Source organism: Mycobacteriales bacterium (genome assembly GCA_035504215.1).
Classification (GTDB): Bacteria; Actinomycetota; Actinomycetes; order JAFAQI01; family JAFAQI01; genus DATAUK01.
Window position 1 is genome coordinate 1 of record DATJSI010000050.1, and the last position, 18,151, is coordinate 18,151.

31 protein-coding genes and 1 pseudogene are annotated in these 18,151 nt (G+C 68.3%); all 32 read right to left on the reverse strand.

The window, feature by feature from the left end:
- The coding region (gene rplQ / locus VME70_05855; protein ID HTW19723.1) for a 50S ribosomal protein L17 at window positions 1-288 on the reverse strand (288 nt) is incomplete at its 3' end.
- A 43-nt stretch (window positions 289-331) separates the two neighbouring features.
- Window positions 332-1,351 carry a DNA-directed RNA polymerase subunit alpha gene (locus tag VME70_05860; protein HTW19724.1) on the reverse strand — a complete coding sequence of 340 codons (1,020 nt, stop codon included), beginning with the start codon at window positions 1,349-1,351 and terminating at the stop codon, window positions 332-334.
- 127 nt (window positions 1,352-1,478) lie between these two features.
- On the reverse strand, window positions 1,479-2,105 hold the full coding sequence (gene rpsD / locus VME70_05865) for a 30S ribosomal protein S4 (GenBank protein ID HTW19725.1): 627 nt from the start codon (window positions 2,103-2,105) through the stop codon (window positions 1,479-1,481).
- 1 nt (window position 2,106) lies between these two features.
- The gene (gene rpsK / locus VME70_05870) at window positions 2,107-2,511 is read right to left on the reverse strand and encodes a 30S ribosomal protein S11 (GenBank protein ID HTW19726.1); all 405 of its coding nucleotides are present in this window, start codon (window positions 2,509-2,511) and stop codon (window positions 2,107-2,109) included.
- A complete protein-coding gene (rpsM, locus tag VME70_05875; protein ID HTW19727.1) occupies window positions 2,511-2,891 on the reverse strand; it encodes a 30S ribosomal protein S13 in 381 nt (126 codons plus the stop codon). The genes rpsK and rpsM overlap by 1 nt, the downstream gene beginning before the upstream one ends.
- 127 nt (window positions 2,892-3,018) lie before the next feature.
- Window positions 3,019-3,132, reverse strand: a complete 114-nt coding sequence (rpmJ, locus tag VME70_05880; GenBank protein HTW19728.1) for a 50S ribosomal protein L36 — start codon at window positions 3,130-3,132, stop codon at window positions 3,019-3,021.
- Window positions 3,133-3,148: 16 nt separating this feature from the next.
- Window positions 3,149-3,370 (reverse strand): translation initiation factor IF-1, encoded by a 222-nt coding sequence (infA, locus tag VME70_05885; GenBank protein ID HTW19729.1) that lies wholly within the window; start codon window positions 3,368-3,370, stop codon window positions 3,149-3,151.
- A 284-nt stretch (window positions 3,371-3,654) separates the two neighbouring features.
- Entirely contained in the window at window positions 3,655-4,479 is an 825-nt protein-coding gene (map, locus tag VME70_05890; GenBank protein ID HTW19730.1) for a type I methionyl aminopeptidase, read from the reverse strand.
- A 26-nt stretch (window positions 4,480-4,505) separates the two neighbouring features.
- Complete coding sequence (locus VME70_05895) at window positions 4,506-5,162, reverse strand: adenylate kinase (GenBank protein HTW19731.1); 657 nt, start codon at window positions 5,160-5,162, stop codon at window positions 4,506-4,508.
- Between the two features lie 13 nt (window positions 5,163-5,175).
- Window positions 5,176-6,501: a preprotein translocase subunit SecY gene (gene secY, locus VME70_05900; protein ID HTW19732.1), complete on the reverse strand. Its 1,326-nt coding sequence runs from the start codon at window positions 6,499-6,501 to the stop codon at window positions 5,176-5,178.
- 136 nt (window positions 6,502-6,637) lie between these two features.
- Window positions 6,638-7,078, reverse strand: a complete 441-nt coding sequence (rplO, locus tag VME70_05905; protein HTW19733.1) for a 50S ribosomal protein L15 — start codon at window positions 7,076-7,078, stop codon at window positions 6,638-6,640.
- Window positions 7,075-7,257: a 50S ribosomal protein L30 gene (gene rpmD, locus VME70_05910; GenBank protein HTW19734.1), complete on the reverse strand. Its 183-nt coding sequence runs from the start codon at window positions 7,255-7,257 to the stop codon at window positions 7,075-7,077. The genes rplO and rpmD overlap by 4 nt, the downstream gene beginning before the upstream one ends.
- On the reverse strand, window positions 7,257-7,874 hold the full coding sequence (gene rpsE, locus VME70_05915; GenBank protein ID HTW19735.1) for a 30S ribosomal protein S5: 618 nt from the start codon (window positions 7,872-7,874) through the stop codon (window positions 7,257-7,259). Before rpsE ends, rpmD begins: the two co-directional genes overlap by 1 nt.
- 42 nt (window positions 7,875-7,916) lie before the next feature.
- On the reverse strand, window positions 7,917-8,288 hold the full coding sequence (gene rplR / locus VME70_05920) for a 50S ribosomal protein L18 (GenBank protein HTW19736.1): 372 nt from the start codon (window positions 8,286-8,288) through the stop codon (window positions 7,917-7,919).
- A 2-nt stretch (window positions 8,289-8,290) separates the two neighbouring features.
- The gene (gene rplF, locus VME70_05925; GenBank protein HTW19737.1) at window positions 8,291-8,827 is read right to left on the reverse strand and encodes a 50S ribosomal protein L6; all 537 of its coding nucleotides are present in this window, start codon (window positions 8,825-8,827) and stop codon (window positions 8,291-8,293) included.
- A gap of 13 nt (window positions 8,828-8,840) precedes the next feature.
- The gene (rpsH, locus tag VME70_05930; GenBank protein HTW19738.1) at window positions 8,841-9,257 is read right to left on the reverse strand and encodes a 30S ribosomal protein S8; all 417 of its coding nucleotides are present in this window, start codon (window positions 9,255-9,257) and stop codon (window positions 8,841-8,843) included.
- Window positions 9,258-9,352: 95 nt separating this feature from the next.
- Window positions 9,353-9,538, reverse strand: coding sequence for a type Z 30S ribosomal protein S14 (locus VME70_05935; protein HTW19739.1), 186 nt, complete (start codon window positions 9,536-9,538; stop codon window positions 9,353-9,355).
- Between the two features lie 3 nt (window positions 9,539-9,541).
- Window positions 9,542-10,114, reverse strand: coding sequence for a 50S ribosomal protein L5 (gene rplE, locus VME70_05940; GenBank protein HTW19740.1), 573 nt, complete (start codon window positions 10,112-10,114; stop codon window positions 9,542-9,544).
- Between the two features lie 19 nt (window positions 10,115-10,133).
- The gene (gene rplX, locus VME70_05945) at window positions 10,134-10,451 is read right to left on the reverse strand and encodes a 50S ribosomal protein L24 (protein HTW19741.1); all 318 of its coding nucleotides are present in this window, start codon (window positions 10,449-10,451) and stop codon (window positions 10,134-10,136) included.
- Between the two features lie 12 nt (window positions 10,452-10,463).
- On the reverse strand, window positions 10,464-10,835 hold the full coding sequence (rplN, locus tag VME70_05950) for a 50S ribosomal protein L14 (protein HTW19742.1): 372 nt from the start codon (window positions 10,833-10,835) through the stop codon (window positions 10,464-10,466).
- Window positions 10,836-10,839: 4 nt separating this feature from the next.
- Window positions 10,840-11,124 (reverse strand): 30S ribosomal protein S17, encoded by a 285-nt coding sequence (gene rpsQ / locus VME70_05955; protein HTW19743.1) that lies wholly within the window; start codon window positions 11,122-11,124, stop codon window positions 10,840-10,842.
- Window positions 11,125-11,131: 7 nt separating this feature from the next.
- Complete coding sequence (gene rpmC / locus VME70_05960) at window positions 11,132-11,365, reverse strand: 50S ribosomal protein L29 (protein HTW19744.1); 234 nt, start codon at window positions 11,363-11,365, stop codon at window positions 11,132-11,134.
- Window positions 11,365-11,784: a 50S ribosomal protein L16 gene (gene rplP, locus VME70_05965; protein HTW19745.1), complete on the reverse strand. Its 420-nt coding sequence runs from the start codon at window positions 11,782-11,784 to the stop codon at window positions 11,365-11,367. The genes rpmC and rplP overlap by 1 nt, the downstream gene beginning before the upstream one ends.
- 2 nt (window positions 11,785-11,786) lie before the next feature.
- Complete coding sequence (gene rpsC, locus VME70_05970; GenBank protein HTW19746.1) at window positions 11,787-12,686, reverse strand: 30S ribosomal protein S3; 900 nt, start codon at window positions 12,684-12,686, stop codon at window positions 11,787-11,789.
- Window positions 12,686-13,078: a 50S ribosomal protein L22 gene (gene rplV / locus VME70_05975; GenBank protein ID HTW19747.1), complete on the reverse strand. Its 393-nt coding sequence runs from the start codon at window positions 13,076-13,078 to the stop codon at window positions 12,686-12,688. The genes rpsC and rplV overlap by 1 nt, the downstream gene beginning before the upstream one ends.
- Window positions 13,079-13,418: 340 nt before the next feature.
- Window positions 13,419-13,700 carry a 30S ribosomal protein S19 gene (gene rpsS / locus VME70_05980; protein ID HTW19748.1) on the reverse strand — a complete coding sequence of 94 codons (282 nt, stop codon included), beginning with the start codon at window positions 13,698-13,700 and terminating at the stop codon, window positions 13,419-13,421.
- A 13-nt stretch (window positions 13,701-13,713) separates the two neighbouring features.
- Entirely contained in the window at window positions 13,714-14,550 is an 837-nt protein-coding gene (gene rplB / locus VME70_05985) for a 50S ribosomal protein L2 (GenBank protein HTW19749.1), read from the reverse strand.
- On the reverse strand, window positions 14,550-14,849 hold the full coding sequence (gene rplW, locus VME70_05990) for a 50S ribosomal protein L23 (GenBank protein HTW19750.1): 300 nt from the start codon (window positions 14,847-14,849) through the stop codon (window positions 14,550-14,552). Before rplW ends, rplB begins: the two co-directional genes overlap by 1 nt.
- A gap of 299 nt (window positions 14,850-15,148) precedes the next feature.
- A pseudogene (rplD, locus tag VME70_05995) lies at window positions 15,149-15,766 on the reverse strand (50S ribosomal protein L4).
- A complete protein-coding gene (gene rplC / locus VME70_06000; protein ID HTW19751.1) occupies window positions 15,766-16,431 on the reverse strand; it encodes a 50S ribosomal protein L3 in 666 nt (221 codons plus the stop codon). The pseudogene rplD and the gene rplC overlap by 1 nt, the downstream one beginning before the upstream one ends.
- Window positions 16,432-16,537: 106 nt before the next feature.
- Complete coding sequence (gene rpsJ, locus VME70_06005) at window positions 16,538-16,846, reverse strand: 30S ribosomal protein S10 (protein ID HTW19752.1); 309 nt, start codon at window positions 16,844-16,846, stop codon at window positions 16,538-16,540.
- A 106-nt stretch (window positions 16,847-16,952) separates the two neighbouring features.
- The gene (gene tuf, locus VME70_06010; GenBank protein HTW19753.1) at window positions 16,953-18,146 is read right to left on the reverse strand and encodes an elongation factor Tu; all 1,194 of its coding nucleotides are present in this window, start codon (window positions 18,144-18,146) and stop codon (window positions 16,953-16,955) included.
- Window positions 18,147-18,151: the final 5 nt, after the last annotated feature.

The window sequence follows — 18,151 nt, forward strand, 5'->3', positions numbered from 1 at the left end:
CCGGGTGTAGCCACCCGCCCGCTCGGCGAAGGCCGGCCCGATCTCGGCGAACAGCGTGTGCACGACCGACTTGTCGCGCACCACCGTCAGCACCTGCCGCCGGGCGTGCAGATCCCCCTTCTTGGCGAAGGTGATCAGCCGCTCGGCGAGCGGGCGGAGCCGCTTTGCCTTCGCCTCGGTCGTGGTGATCCGGCCGTGCTCGAACAGCGACGTCGCGAGGTTCGCGAGCAGCAGCCGCTCGTGGGCCGGGCCGCCGCCGAGCCGGGGTCCTTTGGTTGGGGTGGGCATCTCTTACTCCCTAGTGCGGTGCGCTGCGACTCGTTTGCGGTGCTCAGTACTGTTCGGTCTCGGCGAAGCCGGGGTCGCCGGCATCGTCGTCGTACCCGCCGATGACGGCCGAGGGGTCGAACCCGGGCGGGCTGTCCTTGAGCTGCAGGCCCATGCCGGCGAGCTTGCCCTTGACCTCGTCGATCGACTTGGAGCCGAAGTTGCGGATGTCCATGAGGTCGGCCTCGGACCGCGACACCAGCTCACCCACCGTGTGGATGCCCTCGCGCTTGAGGCAGTTGTAGGAGCGGACCGTGAGGTCGAGCTCCTCGATCGGCAGCGCCAGGTCGGCCATCAGCTGCGCGTCGGTCGGCGACGGGCCGATCTCGATGCCCTCGGCGTTCTCGTCGAGCTCGCGCGCCAGGCCGAACAGCTCGACCAGCGTGTGGCCGGCCGACGCCATCGCGACCCGCGGCGTGATCGACGCCTTGGTCTCGACGTCGACGACCAGACGGTCGAAGTCGGTCCGCTGCTCGACCCGGGTGGCCTCGACCTTGTAGGTCACCTTGAGCACCGGCGAATAGATCGAGTCGACCGGGATGACGCCGATCGGCTGTCCCGGCTGCTTGTTCTGGACGGCGGAGACGTAGCCGCGGCCGCGCTCGACGGTGAACTCGATCTCCAGCTTGCCCTTGCTGTTCAACGTCGCGATGTGCAGGTCGGGGTTGTGGATCTCGACACCCGCCGGCGGCGCGATGTCGGCGGCGGTGACCTCACCGGGACCCTGCTTGCGCAGGTACATCACGACCGGCTCGTCGTGCTCGCTGGAGACGACGAGGTTCTTGATGTTGAGGATCAGGTCGGTGACGTCTTCCTTGACGCCGGAGACGGTGGAGAACTCGTGGAGCACGTCGGCGATCCGCAGCGACGTGACAGCGGCACCCGGGATCGACGAGAGCAGGGTGCGGCGCAGCGAGTTGCCGAGCGTGTAGCCGAAGCCGGGCTCGAGGGGCTCGATCACGAACCGCGAACGGCTGGTGTCGATGGTCTCTTCGTTGAGCGTCGGACGTTGTGCGATGAGCACGATGAACCTCTTCTGTCAGGGACGCCCGCTATATGACGTCCACGAATACTGCTGGGCCTTGCTCTGGATCTTCGTTCTTGGTTCTTGTTCTTCCCTCGAAGTTAGTTTTCGAGCGCAGCGAGAAAACTCACTTCGAATAAAGCTCGACGATCAGTTGCTCTTGGACCTGGGTGTCGATGACCTGCCGGGCCGGAAGCGAGTGCACGAGGATCCGCATCCGGTTGGAGATGACCTCGAGCCACGCCGGCACGGTCCGCTCGCCGGCCTCGGCCCGGGCGATCACGAACGGGGTCAGCTCGGCCGAGCTCGGCCGAACCTCGACGATGTCGCTCTCGTTGACGAGGTACGACGGGATGTCGACCTTGTGGCCGTTGACCATGAAGTGGCCGTGCTTCACCAGCTGGCGGGCCATGTCGCGGCTGTGCGCGAAGCCGGCCCGGTAGACGACGTTGTCCAGCCGGCGCTCGAGCAGCTGCAGCAGGTTCTCACCGGTCTTGCCGGGGCGGCGGTTGGCCTCCTCGTAGTACCGGCGGAACTGCTTCTCGAGTACGCCGTAGATCCGCGCGCACTTCTGCTTCTCGCGCATCTGCAACAGGTACTCGCTGTCCTTGGTGCGGCCGCGGCCGTGCTCGCCCGGCGGGTACGGCCGGATCTCGATCGGGCACTTCGGCGACTCGCACTTGCTGCCCTTCAGGAACAGCTTGGTCTTCTCGCGGCGACAACGCTTGCAGTCCGCGCCGGTGTAGCGAGCCATCTCACACTCTCCGGCGCTTCGGGGGACGGCAGCCGTTGTGCGGCGCCGGCGTCACATCGGAAATGGTGCCTACCTCCAGGCCGGTCGCCTGCAGCGACCGGATTGCGGTCTCGCGGCCCGAGCCCGGGCCCTTCACGAACACGTCGACCTTGCGCATGCCGTGCTCCTGGGCGCGGCGGGCGGCGGCTTCGGCGGCCATCTGCGCGGCGAACGGGGTCGACTTGCGCGAGCCCTTGAAGCCGACCTGGCCGGCGCTCGCCCAGCTGACCACGTTGCCCATCGGGTCGGTGATCGAGACGATCGTGTTGTTGAACGTGCTCTTGATGTGCGCGTGCCCGTGGGCGACGTTCTTCTTCTCCTTGCGGCGGACCTTCTTGGCCGCCGCTCGCTTCTGCGCGGGGGGCATTACTTCTTGCCTACCTTCTTCTTGCCGGCCACGGTCTTGCGCGGGCCCTTGCGGGTACGGGCGTTGGTGTGCGTGCGCTGGCCGCGGACCGGAAGCCCACGGCGGTGCCGGATGCCCTGGTAGCAACCGATCTCGATCTTGCGGCGGATGTCGGACTGCACCTCGCGGCGCAGGTCACCCTCGACCCGATAGGTCGCCTCGATCCAGTCCCGCAGCTTGACCAGGTCGTCATCGGAGAGGTCGCGCACCCGGACGTCCGGGCTGACACCGGTCTGTGCCAGCGTCTCGAGGGCGCGGGTACGGCCGATGCCGTAGATGTAGGTGAGCGCGACCTCCAACCGCTTGTCGCGGGGGAGGTCGACGCCGACAAGGCGTGCCATCCGGGCGGTGCTCCTTCACTCGACGGAGGTCCTCCGCAGCACCGTCCCCGTCTGCCCGGACGGGGCCCCGGCCTCCGTGCCGGGGGTGACTCGGCCGAGGCCGAGGTGGTGCGCGCTGGCGGTGCTGCTAGCCCTGCCGCTGCTTGTGCCGCAGGTTCTCGCAGATCACCATGACCCGCCCGTGCCGGCGGATCACCTTGCACTTGTCACACATCTTCTTGACGCTGGGCTTGACCTTCACTGACGACCTCGATCTGTTACTTGTACCGGTAGACGATCCGACCGCGTGAGAGGTCGTACGGCGAAAGCTCGACCACGACCCGGTCCTCGGGAAGGATCCGAATGTAGTGCTGGCGCATCTTGCCGCTGATGTGGGCAAGGACCTTGTGGCCGTTGGCGAGCTCCACCCTGAACATGGCGTTCGGTAGTGGCTCGACGACGCGCCCCTCGATCTCGATGGCGCCTTCCTTCTTCGGCATGTCCTCCGCTGTCCCGTGTCGCGACCCGGCCACCTGCCCGAGCGAATCCGCTCGAAAGAATGGACGGGATGGTCTGGCCGTTGGAGCTACCGCCCCAAGGCCAACAAAGGAGTCTACGGGAGCGCTGCGCCCCGTTCAAACGGCAGCATCGACCGCCACGACCCCCCGCGCCGGCGCGGAGGGCGGCGGCCGTTTCAGCACACAACCCTCGGCGATATCGACCGGTTAGCGCCGATACATCCGTTTCGGCTGCAGCTGCACGCCCCGGTTGTGTGCTGAAACGGTCAGGCGCTGGCCGGCACCGCGCCGATCGCGGCCAGCCGCTCCCGCCCGCCGTCGAGCGCGGTGAGCACCCACGGGCCGTCCTCGGTGACCGTGAACGTGTGCTCGAAGTGCGCGGACGCCTTGTCGTCCTGCGTCACGACCGTCCAGCCGTCGTCGAGCACACGGGTGTGCCGTCCGCCGAGGTTGACCATCGGCTCGACCGCGAGCGCGAGGCCCGGGACGATCGACGGGCCGCGGCCCATCTTCGGCCCGACGTAGTTGTGCACCTGCGGGTCCTGGTGCATCTCGGTGCCGATGCCGTGGCCGACGTACTCCTCGACGATCCCCCAGGAGCCGCCGCTCGGATGTGGCTGGGAGCGGACGTACTCCTCGATCGCCCGGGAGATGTCGACCAGCCGGCCGCCGAGTCGGGCCGCGGCCATCCCGCGCCACAACGACTCCTCCGTGACCCGCATCAGCTCGCGCTTGTCCGCCGACACCTCACCGACCGGGACGGTGATCGCCGCGTCGCCGTGGAAGCCCTCGACGATCGCGCCGCAGTCGATCGAGATGATGTCGCCCTCGTGGATGACCATGGTCGGCGACGGGATGCCGTGCACGATCTCGGAGTTAACCGACGTACAGATCGTCGCCGGGAAGCCGTGGTAGCCGAGGAAGGACGGAGTGGCGCCGGCGCCGTAGATGACGCCGCGGGCGACCTCGTCGAGATCGGCGGTGCTGATGCCGGGGCGGACGGCGTCGCGCAGCGCGGCGAGCGCAGTGCCGACCACGAGACCGGCCTGACGCATCAGCTCGATCTCGTCACGGGTCTTGATCTGGATCATCGCCGACCCTCTCCTCCAACGCCCACTCACGACCGCGAATACGGCCTCAACGCGGCCGATGCGCGCTCGGTCACGTCGTCGACCGGGCCCATCGCATCGATACCGACCAGGATGCCCTGCTCAGCGTAGTAGCCGATCAACGGTGCGGTCTGCTCGTAGTAGACGTCAAGCCGGTGCCGGATGGTGGCCGGCTGGTCGTCGTCGCGCTGGAACAGCACTCCGCCGCAGTTGTCACAGACCCCGTCCGCCGTCGGCGGGTCGAAGTCGACGTGCCAGATGTGCCCGCAGCTGCGGCAGGTACGACGGCCGGACAGCCGGCGGACGACCTCGCCATCGTCGACGACCAGCTCGAGGACCACGTCGAGCTCGGTGTCGAGCTCGCGAAGGATCTCGTCGAGCTGGGCCGCCTGGGGCACCGTCCGCGGAAAGCCGTCGAGCAGGAAGCCACGGTCCGCGTCCTCGGACTCGAGCCGGTCGCGCACCATCGCAACCGTGATCTCGTCCGGGACGAGGTCGCCCGCATCCATGTACTCCTTCGCCTGCTTGCCGAGCTGGGTGCCGTGGCTCACGTGAGCGCGGAAGATGTCACCGGTCGAGATCTGCAGGATCGACAGGTTCGCGGAAACGAACTGGGCCTGCGTCCCCTTCCCCGCGCCAGGGGGGCCCACGAGAACGAGCCTCATCGGAGGCGCCGCACTACCGCAAGAAGCCTTCGTAGTTGCGCAGCATCAACTGGCTCTCGATCTGCTTCGAGGTGTCGAGACCCACGCCGACCAGGATCAGCACCGAAGTGCCGCCGAAGGGGAACGCCTGGTTGGCGCCTGCCGCCGAGCCCGGCAGGTAGTGCAACGCAAGGATAGGAAGGACGGCTACTGCCGTGAGGTACAGAGAACCCGGCAGGGTGATGCGCGAGAGGACGTACTCGAGGTACTCCGCGGTCGGGCGGCCGGGTCTGATGCCCGGAATGAACCCGCCGTACTTGCGCATGTTGTCGCTGACCTCGACCGGGTTGAACGTGATCGCGACATAGAAATAGGTGAAGAAGACGGTCAGCAGCGCGTAGGTGAGGACGTACACCCAGCTGGCGCTGTTCGGGTTGAAGTAGCGCGTGACGAAGTTCTCGAACCCGGAGTTCGAGGTCCATACCTGACCGAGCAGCTGGGGCAGGTAGAGCAACGACGAGGAGAAGATCACCGGGATCACACCGGCCTGGTTGACCTTCAACGGGATGTACGTCGAGGTGCCGCCGTACATTCGCCGGCCGATCATGCGTTTGGCGTACTGCACCGGTATTCGGCGCTGGCCCTGCTCCATGAAGACGATGCCGACGATGATCAGCACGCCGGCGAGCAGCACCGCGACGAACGTCGTCGGGCCGCGGCTCTGCAGGATCTGGCTGCCCTGGCTCGGGAACCGCGCCGCGATCGACGTGAAGATCAGCAGCGACATGCCGTTGCCGATGCCGCGGTCCGTGATCAGCTCGCCGAGCCACATGATGACGGCGGTGCCTGCGGTCATCGTGATCACGAGCGTCACGATCCGGAAGACCGACGTGCTGTAGAGCAGCGAGATCTGGTTGCCCTGCGCGTTCGTGCAGGGCAACAGCCGCCCGCTGCGGGCCAGGGCGACGATCCCGGTGGCCTGCAGGATGGCGAGGGACACCGTGAGGTAGCGGGTGTACTGCGTGAGCTTGGTCTGCCCGCTCTGGCCCTGCTCCTTCAGCCGCTCGAGCCGCGGGATGACCACCACCAACAGCTGGATGATGATGCTGCTCGTGATGTAGGGCATGATCCCGAGCGCGAACACGGTGAGCTGGAGCAGCGCGCCGCCGCTGAACAGGTTGACCAGCGCGAGCACCGAGTTGTTCGAGTTCGCGGCGAGACAGGTATGGACGTTCTGGTAGTCCACGCCGGGTGCCGGAATCGTCGACCCCAGCCGGAACAGCGCCAGGATGCCGAGCGTGAACAACAGCTTGTTCCGCAGATCCGGCGTACGGAAGGCCCTGCCGAAAGCGGTGAGCACGGCTCCTCCTGAGACGGACTAATCCGGCTAATCCGGGCTGGCGAGGGGTCGGTCGGGGTCCGGTGAGGCGTCAGTTCGCCCCGCCGACTGTACCCCGGCGGGTGGGCGGGTCGGGTGCGAGGCCGGGACCGGGCCGCTACAGGTCGGTTGCGGTGCCGCCCGCCGCTTCGATCTTGCGGCGAGCGGTGGCGGAGAAGGCGTGCGCCCGAACCGTGAGGGCGGTCCCGATCTCGCCGGTCCCGAGAACCTTGACCAGCTGGCCCTTGCGGACCGCGCCCCGATCGGCGAGCAGGTCGGGGTCGACCTCACCGCCGGCCGGGAACAGCGCGGCCAGCCGGTCGAGGTTGACGACCTGGTACTCGGTGCGGAACGGGTTCGTGAACCCCTTCAGCTTCGGCACCCGCATGTGGTACGGCATCTGGCCGCCCTCGAACGCCGCGGAGACCTGGGTGCGGGCCTTGCTGCCTTTAGTACCCCGACCTGCGGTTTTACCCTTCGAGCCCTCGCCGCGACCGACCCGCTGCTTGGGCTTGTGGGCACCCGCGGCGGGGCGCAGGTGATGAACCTTGAGCATCAGTCGACCTCCTCGACCGTCACGAGGTGCGCGACGGCTCGGACCATGCCGCGAATCTCCCGCCGGTCCTCCTGTACGGCGACATCCCGCATCCGCTTCAGGCCGAGCGAACGCAGGGTGGCGCGCTGGACCCGGGTGCCGCCGATCGGCGAGCGGGTCTGGGTGATCTTCAGCCGGGACATCACGCGCTCACACCGGCTCGGGCCCGCAGCATCGCCGCCGGCGCCACGTCCTCGATCGGCAGCCCGCGACGGGCGGCGATCTCCTCCGGGCGGTGCAGGTCCTTCAGCGCGGCGACCGTGGCATGCACGATGTTGATCGGGTTCGAGGATCCGAGCGACTTCGAGAGCACGTCGCGGATCCCGGCGCACTCCAGGACCGCACGCACCGGGCCGCCGGCGATGACGCCGGTACCCGGCGACGCCGGCTTCAGCAGTACGACGCCGGCCGCGGCCTCGCCCTGCACCGGATGCGGGATGGTGCCCTGGATCCGCGGGACGGCGAAGAAGTGCTTCTTCGCCTCCTCGACGCCCTTGGCGATCGCCGCCGGCACCTCCTTGGCCTTGCCGTAGCCCACGCCCACCTGACCATCGCCGTCTCCGACGATCACCAGAGCGGTGAAGCTGAACCGGCGGCCGCCCTTGACGACCTTGGCGACCCGGTTGATCGCCACTACGCGTTCGAGGTACGCCGATGCCGGAGCGCCGCCGGCACCGCGGCCCTCCCGACGTCCCTGCCGCTCACCGCTACCGCCGGCCGATGGCCCGGCACCGGTGCCGCGTCGTTGGGGTCCTGGCATTAGCTGTCCTCTCCGTACGTCATGTCTGCTCCTCCACCCGGCTCAGAAGTCGAGCCCGGCGTCGCGCGCGGCATCGGCAAGCGCCGCGACCCGGCCGTGGTAGCGGTAGCCACCGCGGTCGAACACGACCTTCCCGACTCCGGCCTGGCCGGCCCGCTCGGCGATCAGCCGGCCGACCTGCGCCGCCTTCGCCTTCTTGTCCCCGCCGGCGCCACGGATGTTCTCGTCGAGGGTCGACGCGTGCGCCAGCGTGTGGCTGGCCGAGTCGTCCACGACCTGCACATAGATGTGACGGGCCGAGCGGGTCACGACCATGCGCGGGCGCAGCTCGGTTCCGGTCACCTTCTTGCGCACCCGCAGGTGGCGACGGGTCCGGGCGGTACGCCGCAACCGCGACGTCCTTGGCGCACTCACGACTACTTCCCTGCCTTTCCGGCCTTGCGGCGGACGACCTCGCCCGCGTAGCGCACGCCCTTGCCCTTGTAGGGCTCCGGCTTGCGGATCTTGCGGATGTTCGCAGCGGTCTCGCCGACCTTCTGCTTGTCGATGCCGGACACCACGAAACGGGTCGGCGTCTCGACCGCGAAGCTGATGCCCTCCGGCGGCGAGACCATCACCGGGTGGCTGAACCCGAGCGCGAACTCCAGGTCGCTGCCCCTGGCCTGCACGCGGTAGCCGGTGCCGACGATCTCGAGGGTCTTGGAGTAGCCGTCCGTGACACCGGTCACCATGTTGGCGACCAGCGAACGCATGAGGCCGTGGCGTTCCTTGCTCTCCGTCTCATCGTTCGGCCGGGCGACCAGCAGCTCGCCATCAGCTGCCTCGACCGTGATCGGCTCGATGATGGTGAGCGCCAAGGTGCCCTTCGGGCCCTTGACCGTCACGTCACGTCCCTCGATCGTCACGTCGACGCCGGACGGCACCGGGATCGGCATCCTGCCAATGCGGCTCATCGCGACTCCCCCGTCACCAGATGTAGGCGAGGACTTCCCCGCCCACACCCTGCTTGGAGCACTGCCGGTCGGTACGCAGGCCCGCGGAGGTCGAGATGATCGCGACGCCGAGACCGCCGAGCACCTTCGGCAGGTTCGTCGCCTTTGCATAGACGCGCAGGCCGGGCTTGCTGACCCGGCGTACGCCGGCGATCGAACGCTCGCGGTTCGGGCCGTACTTCAGCGTGACCAGGAGCGTCTTGCCGGGGCCGCTCTGCTCGTCAGCCGCCGGCTCGAGCACCTGCCAGGAGGAGATGTAGCCCTCCTGCTGAAGGATCTCGGCGATCCGTGCCTTGAGCGTCGAGTGCGGCATCGCCACGGTGTCGTGGTACGCCGAGTTCGCGTTGCGCAGACGCGTCAGCATGTCTGCGATCGGGTCGGTCATTGTCATTTCTTCGCGGGAACCTTTCTCGCTTCGCTCGAAACGCTCCCGCGAGGGGGAACGACGCCCGAGCTGGTTCGAGGGATGAACATGAGGTCGACTACCTACCAGCTGCTCTTCGTGATGCCGGGAAGCTCGCCCGCGTGCGCCATCTCGCGCATGCAGATCCGGCAGAGCCCGAAGACGCGATACACCGCGCGGGAACGCCCGCAGCGGGAGCAACGGGTGTAGCCGCGGACGGCGTACTTGGGCTTGCGGGCCGCCTTCGCGATCCACGCCTTCGTCGCCATGGGTCAGGCCTCCTTGAAGGGGAAACCGAGGGCGCGCAGCAGCGCGCGGCCCTCGTCGTCGGTCGTCGCGCTGGTCACAAGCGTGATGTCCATGCCGCGAACCCGGTCGATCGAGTCCGGGTCGATCTCGTGGAACATCGACTGCTCGTTCAGCCCGAAGGTGTAGTTGCCGTTGCCGTCGAGCTTGCGGGCGTCGAGGCCGCGGAAGTCACGGATTCGGGGCAGCGCGGTCGTGAGCAGCCGGTCGACGAACTCCCACATGCGGTCGCCGCGCAGCGTGACGTGCGCGCCGATCGGCATGCCCTCGCGCAGCTTGAACTGAGCGATCGAGAGCCGGGCCCGGGCGATCGCCGGGCGCTGGCCGGTGATCGCAGTGAGGTCACGGACCGCGCCTTCAATCAGCTTCCCGTCGCGCGCGGCCTCGCCGACACCCATGTTGACCTTGACCTTCACCAAGGTCGGGACCTGCATCACGTTGTCGTAGTTGAACTGCTCGAGCAGCGCCGCGACGATCTCGTCGCGATAGCGCTGCTTGAGCCGCGGAGCCGTCCGCGGTGCGTCGGTGGTCACTGTCATCGTGTTTCGCTCCCCGGCCTCACAGGTCCTGGTCGCACTTGCGACAGACCCGCACGTTGTGGCCATCCTCGTTGCGCCGGTGCCCGATTCGCGTGGCCTTGCCACAGTGCGGGCACAGGACCTGCACGTTGCTCACGTGGATCGGCGCCTCCTGGTGGACGATGCCGCCCTCCTGCGCACCCCGGGTCGTGGTCTGGATCTTGGTGTGCTTCTTGACCCGGTTGACGCCCTCGACCAGAACCAGCTGGCGCTGGGGCGAGGTCAGCAGCACCTTGCCTCGCGCGCCGCGGTCCTTCCCGCTGCGCACCAGGACGGTGTCGCCTTTCTTTACGAACAGACCAGCCATGACCTACAAGACCTCCGGTGCCAGCGAGATGATCCGCATGAAGCGCTTGTCCCGCAGCTCGCGGCCGACCGGACCGAAGATGCGGGTCCCCCGCGGCTCGCCACCGCCGTCACGGATCAGGACGGCGGCGTTCTCGTCGAACTTGATGTAGGAGCCGTCCGGCCGGCGGCGGCTCTTCGCGGTACGGACGACAACCGCCTTGACGACGTCGCCCTTCTTGACGCCCGCCCCGGGCAGGGCGTCCTTCACCGTGCAGACGATGATGTCGCCGATGCCGGCGTAGCGCCGGCCGGAGCCGCCGAGGACCCGGATGCAGAGGATCTCCTTTGCACCCGTGTTGTCGGCGACCCGAAGCCGGGACTCCTGCTGGATCATGGTGTTACTTCGCCTTCTCGAGGATCTCGACGACCCGCCAGCGCTTGCTCGCGGACAGCGGCCGGGTCTCCATCAGCAGCACCCGGTCGCCCACGCCCGAGGTGTTGTCCTCGTCGTGCGCCTTGATCTTCTTGGTCCGCCGAATGGTCTTGCCGTAGCGCGCGTGCAGGACCCGGTCCTCGACCTCGACCGTCACGGTCTTGTTCATCTTGTCGCTCACGACGTAGCCCTCGCGAACCTTGCGAAAGCCGCGCGCCGGAGCGCTCGCCGTCGAGGTGGTGTCGGTCATCGTGTCCTCACTCCGTGTCCGTGACCGGCGCGGACGTCAGCCCGAGCTCGCGCTCGCGCATGACGGTGTAGATCCGCGCGATGTCGTGCCGGACGGTCTGCAGCCGCTTGTTGTTGTCGAGCTGCCCGGTGGCGGCCTGGAAGCGCAGGTTGAACAGCTCCTCCTTCGACTCCCGGAGCTTGCTCACCAGCTCGTCGTCCTCGAGCCCACGCAGCTCCACGGCCGGGGTCCCCGCCGCCATCAGCCCTCACCCACTTCGCGCGTCACGATCCGGCACTTCATCGGCAACTTGTGGATCGCCCGGGTCAGGGCCTCTCGTGCGGTCTGCTCGTTGGGATAGGACAGCTCGAACATGACCCGACCGGGCTTGACGTTCGCCACCCACCACTCGGGCGAGCCCTTGCCGGAACCCATCCGGGTCTCGGCCGGCTTCTTGGTGATCGGCCGGTCCGGGTAGATGTTGATCCAGACCTTGCCACCACGGCGGATGTGCCGGGTGATGGCAATACGGGCCGACTCGATCTGCCGGTTGGTGACGTACGCCGGCTCGAGGGCCTGGATGCCGTACTCGCCGAACGCGACCCGGGTGCCGCCCTTGGCGGCACCGGACCGGCCGGGGTGATGCTGCTTGCGGTGCTTGACCCGCCGCGGGATCAACATGGTCAGGCTCCTTCCGTGGCATCGGAGGTGGCCTCGGTGCCGGCCTCGGCAACCGGCTCCGCAGCCGGCTCGCCGGCAGCGACCGGCGCGGCCTCGACGGCCGGCTCAGGCGCCGCGGCGGGCGCGGGCTCAGCCACCGGGGCGGGCTCGGCAACGGCGGCGGCGCGGCCGCCGTTCACGGCGGCACTGGCCGCGGTCGACGGGCGGTCCCGCCGCGGACGGCGGTTGCGCTGGTCACGAGCCCGCAGCGCGGCGGCAGCGGCCGCCTCCTCGCGGGTCATGACGTCGTCGCCGGTATAGATCCAGACCTTCACACCGATCCGGCCGAAGGTCGTGCGCGCCTCGTAGAAACCGAAGTCGATGTTGGCGCGCAGCGTGTGCAGCGGAACCCGGCCTTCGCGGTAGAACTCGGAGCGGCTCATCTCCGCGCCACCGAGTCGGCCACCGCACTGGACCCGGATGCCCTTCGCGCCACCCTTCATCGCCGACTGCATCGCCTTGCGCATGGCACGGCGGAAGCTGACCCGGCTCGACAGCTGCTCGGCGACCCCCTGCGCCACGAGCTGGGCGTCGATCTCGGGGTTCTTGACCTCGAGGATGTTGAGGTTGACATGCTTGTTGGTGAGCTTCTCCAGGTCGCCCCGGATCCGGTCGGCCTCCGCGCCACGACGGCCGATGACGATGCCCGGCCGCGCGGTGTGGATGTCGACGTTGACCCGGTCGCGGGTGCGCTCGATCTCGACCCGGCTGATCCCGGCACGTTCCATGCCCTTGGTCAGCAGGCGCCGGATCGCGACGTCTTCTTTGACGTAGTCCCGGTACAGCTTGTCGGCGTACCAGCGGCTCTTGTGCCGGCTGGTGATGCCGAGCCGGAACCCGTTCGGGTTGACCTTCTGACCCATCAGCGGGCCTTCCTGCTCGAACCGACCGCGTGCGCGGCCGAGGACTCCGCGGGCGCGACGACGATCGTGATGTGACTGCTTCGCTTGCGAATCCGGTACGCGCGACCCTGCGCGCGCGGGCGGAACCGCTTGAGGGTGGGGCCTTCGTCGACATAAGCCTCGATGATCACGAGGTCTTCCGCGTCGAGGCGCTGGTTGCGGACGTGCGCGAGGTGCGAGGCGTTGGCGACCGCGGAGTCGAGCACCTTTCCGACCGGCTCGCTCGCGGCGTGCGTGTCGAACTTCATCATCGCCTGGGCGTCGCGCGCGGGCATGCCCCGGACCAGGTCGACCACACGGCGAACCTTGGGCGGCGTCATGCGTACGTATCGAGCGGTCGCCCGGCCGAGGATCTCGTCCTCGTCGAACTCCGAGTAGTCGCGGGTGGATGCCGCCGTGCGCGGGGCCGGGGTGCGCGCGGCCGGGGCCGTGGCCTGCTCGTCGTCACCGGTGTCGGCCTCGGCATCGGCGGCCGGCTCGGCGTCAGCTGCCGGCTCTGCATCGGCGGCCGGCTCGGTGCTCTTGCGCGCGCGGCTCGCGCGCTTGCGCGGGGCCGGCGTGGACTCCTCGGCGGGCGCCTCATCGGCGGCCGGTTCGCTCGACGCCTCAGTCGCCTCGGTCGCCTCGGTCGCCTCGACCGTGTCGGTCGACTCGGGCGTCGCGTCGTCGCCCGACGCAGTGGTCTCGTCGGACTCAGCCACGACGCGACCTCCGTTCATCCTTGACGTGGCCGCGGAACGTGCGGGTCGGGGCGAACTCCCCCAGCTTGTGTCCGACCATTGCCTCGGTCACGAACACGGGCACGTGCTTGCGCCCGTCGTGCACCGCGATCGTGTGCCCGAGCATCGACGGCACGATCATCGAACGCCGGGACCACGTCTTGATGACGTTCTTGGTGCCCTTGTCGTTCTGCGCGTCCACCTTCTTGGTGAGGTGGTCGTCGACGAACGGCCCCTTCTTCAAACTGCGCGGCATGTCTCGTTAACTCCTAGCGCCTCTTCGTGGCCTTGCGGCGGCGGACAATGAGGCGATCGCTGTCCTTGTGGGCACGGCGAGTTCGGCCCTCGGGCTGGCCCCACGGGCTGACCGGGTGCCGGCCACCGGAGCTCTTGCCCTCACCACCACCGTGCGGGTGGTCGATCGGGTTCATCGCGACGCCACGGACCGACGGGCGACGTCCCTTCCAACGCATCCGCCCGGCCTTGCCCCAGTTGATGTTCGACTGCTCGGCGTTGCCGACCTCGCCGATCGTCGCCCGGCAGCGAGCGTCGACGTTGCGGATCTCGCCGGAGGGCATGCGCAGCTGCGCCATCCCGCCGTCCTTCGCCACGAGCTGCACGCTCGAGCCGGCGGAGCGGGCGATCTTGGCGCCGCCGCCCGGGCGGAGCTCGATCGCGTGCACGACCGTGCCGACCGGGATGTTGCGCAGCGGCAGGTTGTTGCCCGGCTTGATGTCGGCCGACGGCCCGGCTTCGACGGTGTCGCCCTGGCTGAGCCGCGCGGGAGCGATGATGTAACGCTTCTCACCATCGGCGTAGTGCAGCAGCGCGATCCGCGCCGTACGGTTCGGGTCGTACTCGATGTGCGCGACCTTGGCCGGCACGCCGTCCTTGTCGTTACGCCGGAAGTCGATGACCCGGTAGGACCGCTTGTGGCCGCCGCCCTGGTGACGTGCGGTGACCCGGCCGTGGACGTTACGGCCGCCCTTGCCGTGCAGCGGACGGACGAGCGACTTCTCGGGCTCCGAGCGGGTGACCTCGACGAAGTCCGCGACGCTCGCGCCACGCCGTCCGGGGGTAATCGGCTTGTACTTGCGGATTCCCATCAGACCGGTCCTCCGAACAGATCGATGCGGTCGCCCGGCCGGAGCGACACAACCGCACGCTTGCTGCTGTTGCGTACGCCGTAACCGTTACGGGTCCGCTTGCGCTTGCCCGGACGGTTGATCGTGTTGACCGAGACCACGCCGACGTTGAAGACCTGCTCCACCGCGATGCGGATCTGGGTCTTGTTGGCGTCCGGACGCACCAGGAAGGTGTACTTTCCCTCGTCCAGCAACCCGTAGCTCTTCTCGGAGATCACCGGGCCGAGCAGGATGTCGCGAGGATCAGGAATCGTGCTCACTGCGACTCCTCCTCTTCGGTTGCGTCTTCATCGGTTGCGTCCGCCGCCGCGACGGTCTTCTTCGCCGCGGCCTTCTTGGCCGGCGCCTTCTTCGCCGCGGGCGGCGCATCGTCGTCGGCAGCCGCCTTCTTCGCGGCCGTCTTCTTGGCCGGCGACTTCTTCACGGGAGCCGGCTCGTCGACGACCGCTTCGGCCGGCTCGGCCTCGGGTGCCGGTGCCTTCTTCGCCGGGGCCTTCTTGGCCGGCTTGGCCACGGGGGTCACCGCAAGCAGGTCGACCGCCTCGCCGGTCGCCTTGCCACCGGCGACGAAGCTGGCCAGCGCGCCCTCGGTGAAGACGACGTCGTCGCTCACGAGCACGTCGTAGGTGTTGAGCTGGTCGGGCGCGATCACGTGGACCGTCTCGACGTTGCGCAGGCTCTTCCAGGTCAGCTCGTCGGTGCGGTCGAGGACGACCAGCACGTGCCGGCTCGAGGCGACGCCGGCAAGCGCAGCCGCCGCCTGCTTGGTCGACGGGGTGTCACCTTCGACCAGCGAAGACACGACGTGCAGCCGCCCGCCGCGAGCCCGGTCGGACAGCGCCGAGCGCAGCGCGGCCGCCTTCATCTTCTTCGGAGTGCGCTGGGAGTACGAGCGCGGGGTCGGACCGTGGACGACCCCACCCCCGACGAACTGCGGCGCTCGGGTCGAGCCCTGCCGGGCGCGGCCGGTGCCCTTCTGCCGGTACGGCTTGCGGCCACCGCCGCGAACCTCGCCGCGGTTCTTGCTGTCGTGGGTGCCCTGCCGGGCCGCCGCGAGCTGCGCGACGACGACCTGGTGGACGAGCGGGATGTTCACGTCGACGTCGAACAATGCCTCCGGCAGCTCGATCGTCCCGGTGACCTCGCCCTCCGAGGACTTCACTTCGACGGTGGGCATCAGCGCGCACCTCCGCGAACGACCGGCGCCTTCGCGGCGCTACGAACGAGAACGAGGGTCCCTGCCGGTCCCGGGATCGACCCCTTGATCAGGAGCATGCCCTTCTCGGCGTCCACCGAGTGCACGCGCAGGTTGAGCGTCGTCGTGCGCACGGCTCCAAGACGACCGGCCATCCGCATGCCCTTGAACACGCGACCGGGTGTGGCGCAGCCACCGATCGACCCCGGCGAGCGGTGCTTGCGCTGCACGCCGTGACCACCGCCGAGTCCGCCGAAGCCGTGCCGCTTCATGACGCCTGCGAAGCCCTTGCCCTTGCTGGTCGAGATGACGTCGACGAGCGTGCCCGGCTCGAACACCTCGGCCGTGATCTCCTGGCCGAGCTCGTAGGTCGAGGCATCGGTCGTGCGGAGCTCGGCAAGGTGACGGCGCGGCGGGACACCGGCCCGGCCGAAGTGCCCGGACAGCGGCTTGTTGACCTTGCGCGGGTCGACCGCACCGAACCCGAGCTGGATCGCGTCGTACCCGTCGGTTGCCGGCGTGCGGACCTGGGTGACCACGCACGGCCCGGCCTTCACCACCGTCACGGGTACGAGCCGGTTCGCCTCGTCCCACACCTGGGTCATCCCGAGCTTCTCGCCCAGGATTCCCTTGCGTTCGCGATTCATCGTCCAGTCCTTCGAGGTGCCATTGACTCAGGTGACGGCTGAGCCGCCGCGTGCTGGCGCACGCAAGGCGACGAGAAGGCAGCCAGTCGGCGGGTGGGAGTCGTCATCAGAGCTTGATCTCGATGTCGACGCCGGCGGGAAGATCCAGCCGCATGAGGGAATCGACGGTCTTCGGGGTCGGGTCGAGGATGTCGATCAGCCGCTTGTGGGTGCGCATCTCGAAGTGCTCGCGCGAGTCCTTGTACTTGTGCGGCGAGCGGATCACGCAATAGACGTTCTTCTCCGTCGGCAACGGCACCGGGCCCGCGACCTGAGCGCCCGTCCGGGTCACCGTCTCGACGATCTTGCGCGCCGACGAGTCGATGATCTCGTGGTCGTAGGCCTTGAGCCTGATGCGGATCTTCTGTCCCGCCATCTCGCCCGTCACATTCCTTACTCGTCAGGTGGTGCTGCTGCTCGGTGCCTTACGGGGGGTGGTGCGGCGTCGCGGCGCCCGGTCCCCCGAGCGCCGCGACGCTGGACTACTTCGCGATCTTGGTGACCCGGCCGGCGCCGACGGTGCGGCCACCCTCACGGATGGCGAACCGCAGGCCCTCCTCCATGGCGATCGGCTGGATCAGCTCGACCGACATCTCGGTGTTGTCACCCGGCATGACCATCTCGGTGCCCTCGGGCAGCGTGACGACGCCGGTGACGTCCGTGGTCCGGAAGTAGAACTGCGGCCGGTAGTTGTTGAAGAACGGGGTGTGCCGGCCACCCTCCTCCTTGCTGAGGATGTAGACCTGCGCCTCGAACTCCGTGTGCGGGGTGGTCGTACCCGGCTTGATGACGACCTGGCCGCGCTCGACCTCCTCGCGCTTGATGCCGCGCAGCAGCAGACCGACGTTCTCGCCCGCCTGACCCTCGTCGAGCAGCTTGCGGAACATCTCGACGCCGGTCACGGTGGTCGACTGCTTCTCCGGGTGGATGCCGACGATGTCGACCGCCTCGTTGACCTTCACGACGCCGCGCTCGATCCGGCCGGTCACGACGGTGCCGCGGCCGGTGATGGTGAACACGTCCTCGATCGGCATCAGGAACGGCTTGTCGATCTCGCGCACCGGCTCCGGGATCGCGGTGTCGACCGCGTCCATCAGCTCGAGCACCTTCTCGGACCACTCCGCGTCGCCCTCGAGCGCCTTGAGCGCCGACACCCGGACCACCGGGAGCTCATCGCCGGGGTACTCCTGCGAGGACAGCAGCTCGCGGACCTCGAGCTCGACCAGCTCGAGGATCTCCTCGTCATCGACCATGTCGGCCTTGTTCAGCGCGACGACGATGTACGGGACGCCGACCTGGCGGGCGAGCAGCACGTGCTCGCGCGTCTGCGGCATCGGGCCGTCGGTCGCCGCGACCACGAGGATCGCGCCGTCCATCTGCGCCGCGCCGGTGATCATGTTCTTGATGTAGTCGGCGTGACCCGGGCAGTCGACATGCGCGTAGTGGCGCTTCTCGGTCTGGTACTCGACGTGCGCGATCGAGATCGTGATGCCACGCTCGCGCTCCTCGGGGGCCTTGTCGATCTGGTCGAACGCCGACACCTCGTTGAGGTTCGGAAACTTTTCGTGCAGAACCCGGGTGATCGCAGCAGTCAGCGTCGTCTTGCCATGGTCGATGTGACCGATGGTGCCGATGTTGACGTGCGGCTTGGTCCGCTCGAACTTGGCCTTAGCCACCTTTG

What these genes read in the sequence shown, in the direction of transcription:
- rpsD (HTW19725.1), bottom strand. Translation starts at nt 2,105, where the DNA reads ATGGCTCGCTACACCGGCGCGGACTGCAAGCGTTGTCGCCGCGAGAAG.
- rpsK (HTW19726.1), bottom strand. Translation starts at nt 2,511, where the DNA reads ATGCCCCCCGCGCAGAAGCGAGCGGCGGCCAAGAAGGTCCGCCGCAAG.
- rpsM (HTW19727.1), bottom strand. Translation starts at nt 2,891, where the DNA reads ATGGCACGCCTTGTCGGCGTCGACCTCCCCCGCGACAAGCGGTTGGAG.
- infA (HTW19729.1), bottom strand. Translation starts at nt 3,370, where the DNA reads ATGCCGAAGAAGGAAGGCGCCATCGAGATCGAGGGGCGCGTCGTCGAG.
- map (HTW19730.1), bottom strand. Translation starts at nt 4,479, where the DNA reads ATGATCCAGATCAAGACCCGTGACGAGATCGAGCTGATGCGTCAGGCC.
- VME70_05895 (HTW19731.1), bottom strand. Translation starts at nt 5,162, where the DNA reads ATGAGGCTCGTTCTCGTGGGCCCCCCTGGCGCGGGGAAGGGGACGCAG.
- rpmD (HTW19734.1), bottom strand. Translation starts at nt 7,257, where the DNA reads ATGTCCCGGCTGAAGATCACCCAGACCCGCTCGCCGATCGGCGGCACC.
- rpsE (HTW19735.1), bottom strand. Translation starts at nt 7,874, where the DNA reads ATGCCAGGACCCCAACGACGCGGCACCGGTGCCGGGCCATCGGCCGGC.
- rplF (HTW19737.1), bottom strand. Translation starts at nt 8,827, where the DNA reads ATGAGCCGCATTGGCAGGATGCCGATCCCGGTGCCGTCCGGCGTCGAC.
- rpsH (HTW19738.1), bottom strand. Translation starts at nt 9,257, where the DNA reads ATGACAATGACCGACCCGATCGCAGACATGCTGACGCGTCTGCGCAAC.
- VME70_05935 (HTW19739.1), bottom strand. Translation starts at nt 9,538, where the DNA reads ATGGCGACGAAGGCGTGGATCGCGAAGGCGGCCCGCAAGCCCAAGTAC.
- rplE (HTW19740.1), bottom strand. Translation starts at nt 10,114, where the DNA reads ATGACAGTGACCACCGACGCACCGCGGACGGCTCCGCGGCTCAAGCAG.
- rplN (HTW19742.1), bottom strand. Translation starts at nt 10,835, where the DNA reads ATGATCCAGCAGGAGTCCCGGCTTCGGGTCGCCGACAACACGGGTGCA.
- rpsQ (HTW19743.1), bottom strand. Translation starts at nt 11,124, where the DNA reads ATGACCGACACCACCTCGACGGCGAGCGCTCCGGCGCGCGGCTTTCGC.
- rpmC (HTW19744.1), bottom strand. Translation starts at nt 11,365, where the DNA reads ATGGCGGCGGGGACCCCGGCCGTGGAGCTGCGTGGGCTCGAGGACGAC.
- rplP (HTW19745.1), bottom strand. Translation starts at nt 11,784, where the DNA reads ATGTTGATCCCGCGGCGGGTCAAGCACCGCAAGCAGCATCACCCCGGC.
- rpsC (HTW19746.1), bottom strand. Translation starts at nt 12,686, where the DNA reads ATGGGTCAGAAGGTCAACCCGAACGGGTTCCGGCTCGGCATCACCAGC.
- rpsS (HTW19748.1), bottom strand. Translation starts at nt 13,700, where the DNA reads ATGCCGCGCAGTTTGAAGAAGGGGCCGTTCGTCGACGACCACCTCACC.
- rplB (HTW19749.1), bottom strand. Translation starts at nt 14,550, where the DNA reads ATGGGAATCCGCAAGTACAAGCCGATTACCCCCGGACGGCGTGGCGCG.
- rplC (HTW19751.1), bottom strand. Translation starts at nt 16,431, where the DNA reads ATGAATCGCGAACGCAAGGGAATCCTGGGCGAGAAGCTCGGGATGACC.
- rpsJ (HTW19752.1), bottom strand. Translation starts at nt 16,846, where the DNA reads ATGGCGGGACAGAAGATCCGCATCAGGCTCAAGGCCTACGACCACGAG.